The sequence below is a fragment of the Thalassospira australica genome (genome assembly GCF_044790785.1).
GTDB lineage: Bacteria > Pseudomonadota > Alphaproteobacteria > Rhodospirillales > Thalassospiraceae > Thalassospira > Thalassospira australica_A.
In genome coordinates this window covers 2,435,001-2,448,519 of sequence record NZ_CP085258.1, presented here as the reverse complement: position 1 = coordinate 2,448,519, position 13,519 = coordinate 2,435,001, and the positions used below count along the sequence as shown (strand labels likewise).

The following is a 13,519-nucleotide window of genomic DNA, read 5'->3' as shown; positions in this document are numbered from 1 at the left end:
CGAAGATGTGGCAACCATCACGGATCGAACTAGATGATGGTCATGATTTTCTTGCTTCGATCCCAAAGCATAATTCCGGAGGCATTCCTATGGTTTCTCTAAAAGACCCGTCATTGTTTACCCAGCAGGCTTATATCGGCGGTGAATGGGTCGACGCCCCAGATGGCAAAACCGAACAGGTTACAAACCCCGCGACCGGCGAAGTGCTTGGCACGGTACCGGTTTTGGGCCGTGAAGCTGTTGCCCACGCGATTGAGGTCGCCGAAAAGGCGCAAAAGCAGTGGAAGAAGCGTACGGCCAAGGAGCGCTCTGCCATTTTGATGAAATGGTACGACCTGATGATGGAAAATCAGGAAGACCTTGCGCACCTGATGACGGCAGAACAGGGCAAGCCACTTGCAGAATCGCGCGGTGAAATCGCCTATGCGTCTTCCTTCCTGCAATGGTTCGCCGAAGAAGGTAAACGCATTTATGGTGACGTAATCCCGACTTTCGCACAGGGGCGCCGGGTGGTTGTTCTGAAAGAGCCGGTTGGCGTCTGTGCCGCGATCACGCCATGGAACTTCCCGGCTGCGATGATCACGCGCAAGGCAGCACCGGCTTTGGCCGTTGGCTGTGCGATGGTTGTCAAACCGGCGATGGAAACCCCGTATTCAGCCCTTGCCATGGCAATTCTGGCCGAACGCGCCGGGTTGCCAAAGGGGCTTTTGTCGATTGTTACCGGTGATGCCAAAACCATTGGTGCCGAAATGACCGAAAACCCGACGGTTCGAAAGCTGACCTTTACCGGTTCGACCGCGGTCGGCCGTTTGCTGATGCGTCAGTGTGCCGAAACGGTCAAGAAAATCAGCCTTGAGCTTGGCGGCAACGCGCCGTTCATCGTTTGCGAAGATGCCGATATTGATGCCGCGGTCGAGGGGGCGATTGCCTCGAAATACCGTAACAGCGGGCAGACCTGTGTTTGTGCCAACCGTATCTTCGTTCATGATGCCGTCTACGACGAATTTGCCGAAAAATATGCTGCCAAGGCATCGGCGATGAAAGTGGGCGATGGCACCGAAGAAGGCGTTGTTCTTGGTCCGCTGATTTCGGAAAAGGCTGTCGAGAAGGTCGAAAACCAGATTGCCGATGCTGTTTCCAAAGGTGGTCGGGTTCTTACCGGTGGCAAGCGTCATGCAAAGGGCGGCAGCTTCTTTGAGCCGACCGTGATTGCCGATGCCAACCGCGACATGCTGGTCTTCCGTGAGGAAACTTTTGGTCCGATGGCACCGCTGATCTGTTTTCAGAGCGATGATGAAGTGCTTGAAATGGCCAACGATTCCGAGTTTGGTTTGGCGTCATACTTCTATTCACGTGACATCAGCCGCATCTGGAAGCTGGCTGAAGGCCTTGAAACCGGTCTGGTCGGTGTCAATGCCGGTGTGATCGCGACCGAAGTGGCCCCGTTTGGTGGTTACAAGCAATCGGGCATCGGTCGTGAAGGCTCGAAATACGGGGTCGAGGATTACCTTGAAGTCAAATATGTCTGCATGGCAGGTATTGACGATTAAGACTGAAACAGGTTCCGTTTTCTAAACTTGGCTTTCAAAACAAAGGGCGCTGTCGAAAGTGACAGCGCCCTATTTTGTGTTCGTTCGGTATTGTGCCGGTCAGGTGGCACTATCCTGATTTTTCTTTTCATCGGGTGTGATCGACTGGACCGAGCCATCCGACAATTCCGACTGAAGAGCTGTAAAAACGTCAAACATGCGTGGATTGAAAGCAATTTCTGCTTGCATACGATCACGTTGTTCTGCCGGGGTTTCATTACCGTCATTTTGCTTGTTGGCCAGTGTTGCGCCATTCAGCTTCTGCTCGATCGCTTCCGAGATCGACTTTTCAATCGCCTGACGCGCAGCCGTATCCATCTTTGCCAGACTTTCTTCATCAAGGCCCATGGATTGAAGGATCTTGCGGCGCATTTCTTCGATCTTGCGCTCTTCAAGCTCTTTCACATAGGTCGTGAAGCCATGTTCCTTGATATAGGCGATGTCGGCATTTTTTTCCCTGTCCTCTTCCGGTAGGGGCTGGCTGTTTGAGGCAATGGTTTTTGCTGCCGCATAGGTGTTCTTGGCGCTGGACGCGGTGTTGCTGATGCTCATTAGAGTGTCAAACAATGCCATCCCGATCCTCCGTGGGAAAATAATGCCGGTAAAATGAAATCATGGGATCACAGGTTGCAAATCCCGTGCCGCGATTTATCGGAAAACTTTACCGGGCAAGAGCAATCAGCGTATCAAGCATTCGGTTGGCAGCCTTGCCATCCCAGCCGACAGGCCGGAAAGGAACCGGTGGCGCTGTTCGGTTGGCGAGGTTGGTGGCTGTTTGGGACAGATCTGCCGGTTCGCAAAGTTCCAGTGCTGAGGCGTCAAGTGCAGTGGCGCGTTCTGTCGTCGGCCGCAGAATGCATCCCGCCTTGCCGAGCCAGGCGCATTCATCAATCATCCCGCCGGAATCCGTTATCACATAGCGTGCGGCAACAAGAGCCGCCAGAAAATCGGGATAGAGCATCGGCCCTACGATCCTGATGTTTCCGGCATCACGGATGCGACGCCAAAGGCCGGTTTGTGCAAGGGCGCCTTGTGCGCGCGGGTGCAGCGGCCAGATGATTGGGGTTTCGCGGGCAAGGTCGATAATTGCATCAACTATCGAGGACAGCCGAACAATATTATCGATATTTTCCGCCCTATGCAGCGTCAGCAGAACGGGACCTGTTTCCACCGATAAAGACCGGATAGCTGTTGGTGATCCGCCGAAGCGAAGCATTGCATCAATTACGATATTACCAACATTGTGAATGCCATTTGCCTGAATGCTTTCCTTATAGAGGTTGTTGGCGGCGGTTTCATCCGGGGCCCAGTGCATATCGCACAGGCTGTCAATTTCTGTCCGGTTGGCTTCTTCGGCAACGGCATCAAGCCCGCCTCGTAATCCGGCTTCAAGATGGATCAGGTAAATGGAATTCCTTTTTGCAGCGCGCGCGACACCCAAAGACCCGTTAACATCGCCAATGACAATCGTTGCCTGTGCGGGTGATTGGCCGAGCATCCGGCAATAGGCATCATCTGCATTCTGAACGAGTGTGCTCCGGTTACTTCCCGGCTGGCCGATTCCAAGCCTGATTTCGGGAGGAGGTAAGCCAAGCGAAAGACGCAAGCTTTCGGAAAGGGCCGGGTCCCAATGTTGACCGGTATCGATCAGACGCAGGATAAAGGGCAGATCGTCACGCTTTTCCTGCCACGCCAGATAAAGGGCCGCAGCCTTGATCAGGTTGGGGCGGGTGCCATAGACCAGATCGATGATCATTGCGGCGTTTTTCCTGGTGAATGCTCAAACCGGGTTGCTGTGTGTTAGCATGTTGTCTTCTATATCATTTTGGCGGGCCGGTTGCCAAACGGGATAGGGTAGGTGGCAAAAAATCTGATAAAATTTTCGAAAACGAATTGTTTTTTGGTGCGATTTTTTTCTAAATAGAAACACAAAATCAGTTGAACCAGTCGAATGCGCGGTGACAATCAGGTGCCGCAAAGGGCTGTGACGGTACGACAGACCAACTGTCGGCTTGGGAGGAAACAGAAATGACCGATACACGCTACATTCTGGCGATAGATCAGGGTACCACCAGTTCGCGCGCCATCGTTTTCGATGCCAATGGCCGGTCGGTGGCCGTCGCGCAGCAGGAATTCCCGCAACATTTCCCCAATAGCGGCTGGGTCGAACATGATCCGGAAGACCTTTGGGAAACAGTTGTGGCCGTTTGTCGCGAAGCCTTGTCCCGGATTGATATTACCAACGTTGCGGCAATCGGCATTACCAACCAACGTGAAACCACCGTGGTCTGGGATCGCAAGACCGGGAAGGCGGTTTATAATGCCATCGTCTGGCAAGACCGTCGTACCGCCGCACTTTGCCATGATTTGAAACGGCGTGATCCAGAACTTGAGACGGATGTAAATAATCGAAGCGGGCTTTTGATCGACCCCTATTTTTCGGCGACCAAGGTTGCGTGGATACTCGATCATGTAACCGGCGCACGGGCTCGTGCAGAGCAGGGTGACCTGGCCTTCGGCACGGTCGATTCATTTTTGCTGTGGCGTTTGACGGGGGGCAAGTCGCATGCAACGGATGCGACCAATGCGGCGCGCACCAATCTTTTCAACATTCGCGACAATGCCTGGGATGACCGACTGTGTGAGATATTCCGTGTCCCCAAATCCATGCTGCCGGAGGTCAAGGATTGTGCCGCAGATTTCGGAATGGTGGATGAGGCACTGTTTGGCCGCGAAATTCCGGTGTTGGGTATGGCAGGGGACCAGCAGGCCGCCGCATTCGGTCAATGCTGCTTTGAACCGGGCGACATCAAAAGTACCTATGGCACCGGTTGCTTTGTGATCCTCAATACCGGGAACGAGGCAGTAACATCACAGCACCGCTTACTAACCACGGTCGGTTATCGTTTGAATGGCAAAACCAGCTATGCCATCGAAGGGGCGATTTTTGTTGCCGGTGCAGCGGTGCAGTGGTTGCGCGACGGGCTTGGCATCATTAAGTCGGCTGCCGAAAGCGAGGGGTTGGCCAAATCGCTTGACGATAATCACGGGGTTTATCTTGTCCCGGCGTTTACCGGACTTGGCGCGCCTTATTGGGACCCAGACGCGCGCGGTGCCATTTTCGGGCTAACCCGCGATACCGGTCCGCGCGAATTCGTCCGTGCCGCACTTGAAAGCGTTTGTTATCAAACGTTTGATCTTTTCGAGGCCATGGCAGCAGACGGTGTTTCGCCCAAGGCGGTTCGGGTCGACGGTGGCATGGTTGCCAATGACTGGTTGTGTCAGAACCTTTCAGACATTCTGGATATCCCGGTGCAGCGCCCGGTGGTGACGGAAACCACTGCCCTTGGTGCGGCCTATCTTGCCGGTTTGCAGGCTGGTATCTATCGCGATCTTGATCATATTGCCGAGAATTGGCACATGGACGCGGAATTCAAACCGGAACTTGAAGGCAGCCGTCGCAAGCATCTTTTGGCTGGATGGAAAAATGCGGTCAAACGGGTGATGACGGAACAGGGCTGATTTCCGGGGTTGTTGTCAGCCGGTTTTACAGGCTGGTCATTGTCGAAATTGCTTTGTAAGATCGGGACGGTACCTTGCGGTACCGTCCTTTCTTTTGCGGGATGCGCACCCGTACTTTCATTGAACTGCTGCTATTGATTACAGGGGCGACCGTTTGGGGCTGTCACCGGGCGGCTGGGGGAAAAGATGCTTGATCTGATCGTTGGAAAAGTCGGACCTGTTTTTTTGACGATCCTGTGCGGTTATCTTTTAACCCGTTTCCGCGTTATCAGTCGCGAAGGCATTCCATTCCTTGCCCGGCTTGCAATGAGCGCCTTTATTCCGGCAATGCTGTTTCAAACCCTGTCACAATCCGACATCAGTGCACATTTCGATTTGCGTTTATGGGGCAGTTATTATGCCGGGGCTCTGCTTAATTTCGTTCTCGTGTTTATGGTTGCGCGAGCATGGCTGCAGGCCAGAACGGACGAGGCGGCAATCACCGCAATGGGCGGGGTTTTCTCCAACATTGTGTTGCTGGGCATTCCGCTGGTTCAGGCAGTATACGGGGAAGAGGGCCTTGTGCCGCTTCTGATTATCCTGTCGATCCATCCGCTGACCTTGTTGGGGCTGACGGTGATGATCGTGGAAGGTTCGCGTTCCGGCGGCGGGCATTGGTTGCCAAACGTTGCGCGCAGTGTGGTTCGGGTGCTGCGCAATCCGATTATCGTCGCGATTATTCTGGGTGTACTGGCATCCCTGGTTGATCTGCGACTGCCCGAAATGATTGATGGAACGTTAGAGCGATTCCGGACGGCGGGCCCCACAATCGCGTTGCTTCTGGTCGGGGCGGGGCTTTATGGGCAGTCCGTTCGTGGCAATATGTCCGCAAGCATGCTGTGCACGGTTGCGAAAATGTTTGTGCAGCCGGTTCTTGTGTTACTGATTGCCTATTTTGTTTTTGATTTGCAACCGCTGTGGCTGACCATTGTGGTTCTAATTGCGGCCCTGCCTGCTGGCGCGAACGTTGCCATTATTGCGGGCAGCTATAACGTCTGCATCGACCGCTCCTCGACTACGATCCTGATTACAACGCTGATTAGTGTGATAACGCTGCCGCTTATTGTGCTTTATGCTGGGCCATATTGACCATCGCCGCTGGCGGCTGCAAGAATCTGATCCATCAGATGTATTTCTGCGTCGATGCCCGGTATGCGGGGATCGTGGATTCCTGACTTTATTGCATCGAGAAAGACGGCAATGGCATCGTCATGCCCCTTGTCCGGACTGGTCAATAATGGTTTTCGCAGGACTGTCGTGCCATTTATCACCAGTTTTCGCCAATCGCTCATGATTGCTGCAAAGCCCGGTGCAGATACCTCCAGTACTTCCTTTGGTGTATTCCTTCTGGCGGCGTGTAGATAGGAAACTTCGCCGCGCGATCCGTCGGCGAAGGACATATGCCAAATGCTGTCCCCGGCCTCGCGGTTAATCCAGTCGCACTGCAATCCAAGCAGTTCAGTCTCGGCAAGGGCTGAAAGCAGATCGATAAAATGGCTGATTTCGCCGATTGTTCGCCCGCCCTGTTCTTGTCGATTAACCCAGTGATCTGTCGGGACAGGAGCAGGGCGAACCTGATATCGAAACTGTATTTTGCCTTTTGGCAGATGTTTTTTCAGCATTGCCGTCATTGGTGCGAAGCGTCTGTTGTGCCCGACCATAAAGACCTGCTGGCTACTTTGTTCCGCAATTTGTTTAAATGATTCAAGTTGTTCCCGACTGACGCAAAGCGGTTTTTCCAGCCAGAGATGTTTCCCGGCATTTAATGCCTTGCAGGCGAGTTCAGCGTGGCTGTCATGGCGTGTGGCAATGAAAACCGTATCTATATCCGGATGTGCAAGAATGTCATCGGCGACGGACAGTGCGGTCGCACCGGAAAGCTGACGCTTGATCGCAAGGGCTGAAAGCCCGGACTGCGAAACGATGGCTTTGATTGCGGTATCCTCATGTCGCCTTAGTCGCGGTAGCAGGGTGCCTGTCATGTAATTCCCGGCACCGATCAATCCAATCCGCATTGTACCGGTTGTTTTGATCTGTGTTGCCGGTTTGGATGATTTTGGGCGGTCATCAGCATTCTGATAGCGGATGATGGTTGCCATTGTTGGCGCGGCTGCTAGAAAATCGGCGGCATCTTCCAGATCAATCTGTTGCGAAACAAGCGGGGTCGGGTCCAGTTTGCCGCTTTCAATAAGGGTGAGGGCTGCTTTCATATTGCGTTTCACGGTCCAGCGTACGTGGCCAATCGGATAGTCTTGCCCCGATTGCTCGTAGTTCGGGTCATATCGGCCCGGACCATAGGACCGCACCTGCCGTATGGTGATTTCCTTGCGATAAAGGATATTCCGGGATGCCTTTGGCGCGATGTCTCCAACACAGACAATGATGCCGCGATCCCGGCAAAGCTTTGCCGCAGCTTCAATTATGGTGCCCGTTTCATTGCCGCTGATGCAAATCAAAACAGCGTCAAATTGATCGGCTGGCGCGTTCCGGATTTCCGCGTATGAGTTGCTGGCTCCGCTTGCCATCGCCATTTCACGGCGTTTCGGGACGGGTTCAACCACAGTCACGATTGCGCCGGCTGCAATTGCTGTTTGGGTCACCAATTGACCAATCAGTCCGCAGCCGACCACGGCAACCCTGTGTCCGATAACAAGCTCGCCTTGCCGGATGGCGTGCAGGGCAATGGCGTAAAGGGTAGCAAAGGCAGCTTTCTCGCCGGTAATCGCGTTTGGGACAGGACTGGCCAGATTGCGCGGGACAATATTGTATTCGGCATGGTTTGCATGCCCCAAACCGGCACAGGCGACACGCTGTCCGATATCGAATTCAGTGACATCCGGGGCCATTGCCACAACGAGCCCGCAATTGGCATATCCGGTTACCATCGGCCTGCCAAGCCGCTCCTTTACGGTATTAATGGTTGCCAATGCGCCGTCGCGGCGAAGCTTTTCAACGGTCAATGCGACCAGGTCCGGTCGTTGCCACGCCTTGCGTATCAGGGATGCTCTGGTTTCGTTTGCCTGCTGCCTTTCGGTGCCATTGCTGATGACGGATATTTCGGTACGGACCAGAATGGTGCCGGGCGATAGGGCGGGAACGGGACAATCGGTCACAGCAATCCGTCTTTCACCGGGAAACCGCAACAATGCCCGCATATCCGTCATAATACCGTCCCGATGCACGTTATGGATGAAGTTTAGTGCAAGAATTAAATCATATCGGTTCGTACAGGTCGATCCGTCATTGACGGAATTTGTACAGGCGTTTAGCAAAGCCGGTGTCATAATCACGGAAACCGCAGTATGAAAAAAAATGTCTCGGTACAGCGCAAACGTAAACTGATGTTTGTGTGCAGTGAGGACTGGTATTTCGTTTCTCATCGTCTCGGTTTGGGGCGTGCCGCACTTGTGCGTGGTAACGAGGTGATTATTGCATGTAATGCAAATGATGCCGCAGTCAACCTTCGTTCCGAGGGCTTTCGTGTTATCGATATACCGATTGCCCGCGGTGAACTTAGCCCTTTGAAGTCACTGAAAACGATCAAGACACTTGCATGTTTGATTCGGCGAGAAAGACCAGATGTCGTTATCAATGTTGCAATTCAATGTGTTGTTTTGTCTGCATTTTCCGGATTATTGGTCGGCGTTCGCCGTTCCGTTAATATGGTTACTGGGCTCGGGTTCATGTTTGTATCGAACGGGGGCAAGGCATGTCTGGCTCGTTCGGTGGTTTCCATGCTGATGCGCATTTATGCACAATTTCCATCCATCCATGTGGTCGTTCAGAATTCAGATGACTTGGATCTGATGCGTGGACTTGGGTTTAGCAAAAAACGACTGTGGTTGGTGCGTGGGTCCGGGGTCGACACCTCACAATTTTCGCCAACCAAGCTGGTTGAAAGAAGTGATCCACGAAAGACTGCAATCTTTGTTGCGCGGATGTTGTGGTCCAAAGGGCTTGCCGAACTTGTCGAAGCGGCCCGCATATTGAAAGACAGGAAGCGTGATTATCGCATCTTGTTGGTAGGAGATGTTGATCAGGCGAATCCCGATAGTGCAGATGAGGCAAGTCTTGCGGGATGGCAGGACGAAGGTCTTGTCGAATGGCTGGGAAAGCGCAGAGATATTGCCGAACTTTTACAGCAATCTGATTTGGCTGTGTTACCTTCTTGGCGTGAAGGTTTGCCGAAATCGTTACTCGAAGCCGCATCCTGTGGCCTTGCCATGGTGGCCAGCGACGTGCCTGGCTGTCGTGAGATCGTGAAGCAGAATAAAACCGGTTTGCTGGTTCCTCCGATGGATGCGGCTGCTTTGGCAGATGCGATCGAATCCCTGATGGAAGACGATGCAAAACGTCAGGAGCTAGGGGATAGCGCACGGATCATGGTCGAGCAGGAACTATGCGATGCCGTGATTATCCATGAAACACTCAAAGTTATTTCAGGTAACCCAGATCTGGCGTTAGGCGAGACTGTGGAAACATGATAGCTACAATTTGCGGCTTTATACCTATGATCAAACGTAAAGACCCCAAATGTCGGGCTTTGTACATTGAGAGGCAGAAGGATTTGTTATGATCCTTCTGCCTTTTTGCTCTGCTATAATTCTCCATTGCCTTCGGTTCTCTATTTTTGTATACAATATACATAAATTAGATTTAGACTTGCGGATGTGCGGGTTTCGGCGATTAAACGGTCTGACCCGATAGTGGGCACGCGACCAAATCAGGAGGTTATTTTTCATGCAGGTAAACTGGACTGGCGTATTCCCCGCCGTTGCCACCCAGATGAATGAAGACGGTTCAATCGATTACGATATGACCGCCCATCAGATCGAAGCGCTTATCAAAGCCGGTGTTGATGGTCTCGTCATGCTGGGCTCGGTCGGCGAGAACGCAGCGCTTGAACCGGAAGAAAAAATCGCGGTTCTGAAACTTGCTGTCGAAGTTACCAATGGCCGCATACCGGTTCTGTCGGGCGTTGCCGAAAACTCGACCCAGGCCGCCATTCGCTATGTTCAGAAATGCGAAGAACTTGGCGCTGACGGCTTCATGCTTCTGCCGGGCATGATCTATACCGCCGATCCGCGCGAAAATATCGAGCATTTCCGTTCCGTCGCGGCTAAGACCAAGCTGCCGATCATGATCTATAACAACCCGGGTGCCTATCGCATCGATATCAAGCCTGAAGAATTCAACCAGCTTGCCGACGTGAAAAACCTGGTCGCGATCAAGGAAAGCTCGGGCGATCCGCGCCGTATCACCGACATCTATAATGCCTGTGGTGATCGTTTCGTTCTGTTCTGTGGCATGGACGACCTTGTCATGGAGACTCAGATTCTGGGGGCCGTTGGCTGGATTTCCGGTTTCACCGATGCCTTCCCGAAGGAATCGGTTGCACTGTGGAGGCTGCTTTCCGAGGGAAAATACAAGGAAGCTCTTGAAATCTATCGTTGGTTCACGCCTGTCCTGCACATGGATGTTCATGCCAAGCTTGTTCAGTATATCAAACTGGCACAGGAAATGACCGGCGTGGGCAAAGCCCATGTCCGTGCCCCGCGTCTGCCGCTGGTTGGCGAGGAAATGGAGCGCATCCGCGCAACCATTCAGAAAGCCATCGATACACGCCCGAAACTTTAATTCGGTTTGCAATCAACGCATTCATTGCATCCGACCCGCAAGGCGTGATTGCATCTGTGTATGATTGGTGGCAACAGCAAACTCTCCTCCGATTTTCGCAGGGGAGTTTGCTGCCATCTGAGACCAGACGAAAAACAAAGATAAAAGCGCGCACCAAAAGGCAGGGCTTCGGAATATGTCAAAACCTTCTTCTGCTTCACAATCCTCCACCCCGACAGGCATGCATGCTGTCGTTGTTGGTGCCGGGATCATTGGCGTCAATGTTGGTTTGGCTCTTTTGAAGAAGGGCTATGATGTCACGATTGTCGATCGTGGCGCGCCGGGAATGGGGGCATCTTTTGGCAATGCGGGCGGCATTGCGGTTACGGAGTGTGCGCCGATTGCCATGCCGGGCGTTTGGGCAAATGTGCCCGGTTGGCTGATGGACCCGTTGGGGCCGCTTTCGGTGCGTTGGTCCTATTTGCCTAAAATGATGCCGTGGCTGATCCGTTTTCTGGCCGCCAGTTCGAAAGGCCGGGTAGAGCAGATTGCGACGGAACTTGCCGCAATTCTTAACCGCGCCTGGGAAGATTACGATCCGGTGATCTCAGAAGCAGGTCTTTCCGATGCGGTATTTAAAAAAGAAGGCGCCATGGGTGTTTATCGCAGCGAGAAAACACGCCGCGATGCCGAATACGGAATTGATCTTCGCCGTCGTAATGGTGTCAAAATTCGTGATCTGACCAAGGATGAGGTCATGGATATTGAGCCTGATCTGGCACCGATCTTCGACTGCGGTGTGATGGAAGAAGATTGGGGGCGGGTTCTTGACCCGTTCAGGATCGTTACCGGCCTTTACAAACATTTTCTGGAACGCGGTGGAAATTTTCGAAATGCCGAGGTTACCGATTTCGTTTACCGGGATGGCAAACCACGAGCCGCGATGACGGCACAAGGTGATCAGATTACCTTCGACAAGGTTGTTATTGCGTGCGGCGCATGGTCAAAAACGCTGGCCAAGCGACTTGGATCATCCGTGCCTCTTGATACGGAGAGGGGCTATAACACAACGGTGCCTTATAATGGTGTCAGGCTGTCGCGCATGATCATCTGTGCCGATGACAGCTTTGTTCTGGCGCCAATGGAAATGGGCATTCGTGTGGGTGGTGCCGTTGAACTTGGCGGGCTGGTTGCTGCCCCCAATTATAACCGCGCCAAGGCCCTGTTTGCCAAAGGCAAGGAAGTTCTTCCGAAACTCAGCGCCAATGGTGGCACCGAATGGATGGGTTTCCGCCCGTCAATGCCGGATTCCAAGCCGGTGATTTCGGCAAGCCCCAAGCATGAAAACGTCTTCTTCGCATTCGGTCACGGCCATCTTGGCCTGACCATGGCGGCCACCACCGGACGGCTGATCGCTGATCTGATGAGTGATGCGACTGCCCCCGTTAACATGACCCCGTATCGTATTGATCGTTTCCAAGGATAAGGCCGCCCCAAATGGCAAAACACAGCTTCTTTTGTATTGATGGACATACCTGCGGCAATCCGGTGCGTGTGGTTGCCGGCGGCGGACCAAAGCTTGAAGGTGCAAACATGCTTGAAAAGCGTGCGCATTTTCTGGCGGAATATGACTGGATACGAACCGGACTGATGTTCGAACCGCGCGGCCATGACATCATGTCGGGCTCTATCCTTTACGAACCGACCCGCGATGATTGCGATGTTGCCATCCTGTTTATCGAGACGTCCGGCTGCCTGCCGATGTGCGGACATGGTACGATCGGAACGGTCACCATGGCGATCGAGGAAGGTTTGGTAAAGTCGAAAACCCCGGGCGTGCTGCGTCTTGAAACACCAGCCGGGCTGGTGATTGCCGAATATAAACAGGTTGGCGATTACGTGGAGTCGGTCAAGCTGACCAATGTGCCGTCCTTCCTGTATAAAACCGATATCGAAGTTGATTGCCCCGATCTTGGCCCGATCAAGGTTGATGTTGCTTATGGCGGCAATTTCTATGCGATTGTCGAGCCACAGGAAAACTTCCGTGACATGGCTGAATACACGGTTGGTGATTTTCAGCGCATCAGTCCGGAACTTCGTCGTCGCCTGAACGAGGTTGGCGAGTTCATTCACCCGCTTCACCCGGATATCAAGGGCCTGTCACATATCCAGTGGACCGGAAAACCGACCCAGCCTGACAGCACCCATCGTAATGCGGTGTTTTATGGGGATAAGGGGATTGATCGATCCCCTTGCGGGACGGGCTCATCTGCCCGTCTGGCACAATTGGTTGGCAAGGGGCAGTGGGACCCGGCGCATGAGCTGGTTCATGAAAGCATTATCGGATCGCAGTTCCGTGTCACTGTCGTGGAGCAAACAAAGGTCGGCGACTATGACGCGGTTGTGCCCGGGATCGAGGGCTGGGCACGCAAGCATGGCTACAACACGATTTTCATTGATGATCGTGATCCTTACGCGCATGGGTTTATCGTGAAATAGGCGTTTGATCGGGTCCGGTTTCTGTTCACAAGCCCCTGATACCGTAGCGGCATGATTGCAATTATATTGCGCCTAAACCAACGCATCGGTATGACTAGGAAAAGGGGCGGTGACGTTCGGGGATATGAAGCCGGACCCGATACCGCACAGGACAGAGATAAAGAGCAAAAATGACCGCATCACCGCGCTTTACCCGCCGCACGATTACCGATCAGGTTACCGAAGATTTGCGTGCCCGTATTTTGTCGGGCGAT

11 protein-coding genes (1 of these 11 running past the window's edge) are annotated in these 13,519 nt (G+C 53.2%); 8 read left to right on the top strand and 3 right to left on the bottom strand.

The genetic code is table 11. From position 1 onward, the window contains the following. Positions 1 to 89 precede the first annotated feature (89 nt). Complete coding sequence (locus tag LG297_RS11710; protein WP_404420402.1) at positions 90 to 1,550, top strand: NAD-dependent succinate-semialdehyde dehydrogenase; 1,461 nt, start codon at positions 90 to 92, stop codon at positions 1,548 to 1,550. A gap of 99 nt (positions 1,551 to 1,649) precedes the next feature. Here the strand turns inward: LG297_RS11710 and LG297_RS11705 are convergent, their stop codons facing one another. Together LG297_RS11705 and LG297_RS11700 are read right to left on the bottom strand one after the other, a co-directional pair. Continuing rightward, positions 1,650 to 2,162, bottom strand: a complete 513-nt coding sequence (locus LG297_RS11705; protein ID WP_404420400.1) for a hypothetical protein — start codon at positions 2,160 to 2,162, stop codon at positions 1,650 to 1,652. A gap of 88 nt (positions 2,163 to 2,250) precedes the next feature. After that, positions 2,251 to 3,345 carry a UDP-N-acetyl glucosamine 2-epimerase gene (locus LG297_RS11700; RefSeq protein ID WP_404420398.1) on the bottom strand — a complete coding sequence of 365 codons (1,095 nt, stop codon included), beginning with the start codon at positions 3,343 to 3,345 and terminating at the stop codon, positions 2,251 to 2,253. Between the two features lie 272 nt (positions 3,346 to 3,617). On the opposite strand from LG297_RS11700, the gene glpK reads away from it, so the two are divergent. Together glpK and LG297_RS11690 are read left to right on the top strand one after the other, a co-directional pair. After that, a complete protein-coding gene (gene glpK, locus LG297_RS11695) occupies positions 3,618 to 5,111 on the top strand; it encodes a glycerol kinase GlpK (protein WP_404420396.1) in 1,494 nt (497 codons plus the stop codon). Positions 5,112 to 5,297: 186 nt separating this feature from the next. Beyond that, the gene (locus tag LG297_RS11690) at positions 5,298 to 6,239 is read left to right on the top strand and encodes an AEC family transporter (RefSeq protein WP_404420394.1); all 942 of its coding nucleotides are present in this window, start codon (positions 5,298 to 5,300) and stop codon (positions 6,237 to 6,239) included. Here the strand turns inward: LG297_RS11690 and LG297_RS11685 are convergent. Then, positions 6,221 to 8,314 carry a bi-domain-containing oxidoreductase gene (locus LG297_RS11685; RefSeq protein WP_404420392.1) on the bottom strand — a complete coding sequence of 698 codons (2,094 nt, stop codon included), beginning with the start codon at positions 8,312 to 8,314 and terminating at the stop codon, positions 6,221 to 6,223. The two genes, LG297_RS11690 and LG297_RS11685, sit on opposite strands and share 19 nt — an antisense overlap. Before the next feature lie 138 nt (positions 8,315 to 8,452). Between LG297_RS11685 and LG297_RS11680 the strand changes: the two genes are divergently transcribed. The 5 genes from LG297_RS11680 to LG297_RS11660 form a co-directional block, all read left to right on the top strand. Next, positions 8,453 to 9,634: a glycosyltransferase family 4 protein gene (locus LG297_RS11680; protein ID WP_404420390.1), complete on the top strand. Its 1,182-nt coding sequence runs from the start codon at positions 8,453 to 8,455 to the stop codon at positions 9,632 to 9,634. Between the two features lie 256 nt (positions 9,635 to 9,890). Beyond that, the gene (locus tag LG297_RS11675) at positions 9,891 to 10,787 is read left to right on the top strand and encodes a dihydrodipicolinate synthase family protein (protein WP_404420388.1); all 897 of its coding nucleotides are present in this window, start codon (positions 9,891 to 9,893) and stop codon (positions 10,785 to 10,787) included. A gap of 175 nt (positions 10,788 to 10,962) precedes the next feature. Next, positions 10,963 to 12,252, top strand: a complete 1,290-nt coding sequence (locus tag LG297_RS11670; RefSeq protein WP_404420386.1) for an NAD(P)/FAD-dependent oxidoreductase — start codon at positions 10,963 to 10,965, stop codon at positions 12,250 to 12,252. An 11-nt stretch (positions 12,253 to 12,263) separates the two neighbouring features. Further along, entirely contained in the window at positions 12,264 to 13,265 is a 1,002-nt protein-coding gene (locus tag LG297_RS11665; protein ID WP_404420384.1) for a 4-hydroxyproline epimerase, read from the top strand. 170 nt (positions 13,266 to 13,435) lie between these two features. Next, positions 13,436 to 13,519, top strand: partial view of a GntR family transcriptional regulator gene (locus LG297_RS11660; protein ID WP_404420382.1) — the start only. 603 nt of this gene lie beyond the right edge of the window; only the first 84 of its 687 coding nucleotides appear in the window; the start codon lies at positions 13,436 to 13,438; its stop codon lies beyond the right edge, outside the window.

Coding starts and splice junctions, on each gene's coding strand:
- LG297_RS11710 (WP_404420402.1), top strand. CDS start 90: ATGGTTTCTCTAAAAGACCCGTCATTGTTTACCCAGCAGGCTTATATC.
- LG297_RS11705 (WP_404420400.1), bottom strand. CDS start 2,162: ATGGCATTGTTTGACACTCTAATGAGCATCAGCAACACCGCGTCCAGC.
- LG297_RS11700 (WP_404420398.1), bottom strand. CDS start 3,345: ATGATCATCGATCTGGTCTATGGCACCCGCCCCAACCTGATCAAGGCT.
- glpK (WP_404420396.1), top strand. CDS start 3,618: ATGACCGATACACGCTACATTCTGGCGATAGATCAGGGTACCACCAGT.
- LG297_RS11690 (WP_404420394.1), top strand. CDS start 5,298: ATGCTTGATCTGATCGTTGGAAAAGTCGGACCTGTTTTTTTGACGATC.
- LG297_RS11685 (WP_404420392.1), bottom strand. CDS start 8,314: ATGACGGATATGCGGGCATTGTTGCGGTTTCCCGGTGAAAGACGGATT.
- LG297_RS11680 (WP_404420390.1), top strand. CDS start 8,453: ATGAAAAAAAATGTCTCGGTACAGCGCAAACGTAAACTGATGTTTGTG.
- LG297_RS11675 (WP_404420388.1), top strand. CDS start 9,891: ATGCAGGTAAACTGGACTGGCGTATTCCCCGCCGTTGCCACCCAGATG.
- LG297_RS11670 (WP_404420386.1), top strand. CDS start 10,963: ATGTCAAAACCTTCTTCTGCTTCACAATCCTCCACCCCGACAGGCATG.
- LG297_RS11665 (WP_404420384.1), top strand. CDS start 12,264: ATGGCAAAACACAGCTTCTTTTGTATTGATGGACATACCTGCGGCAAT.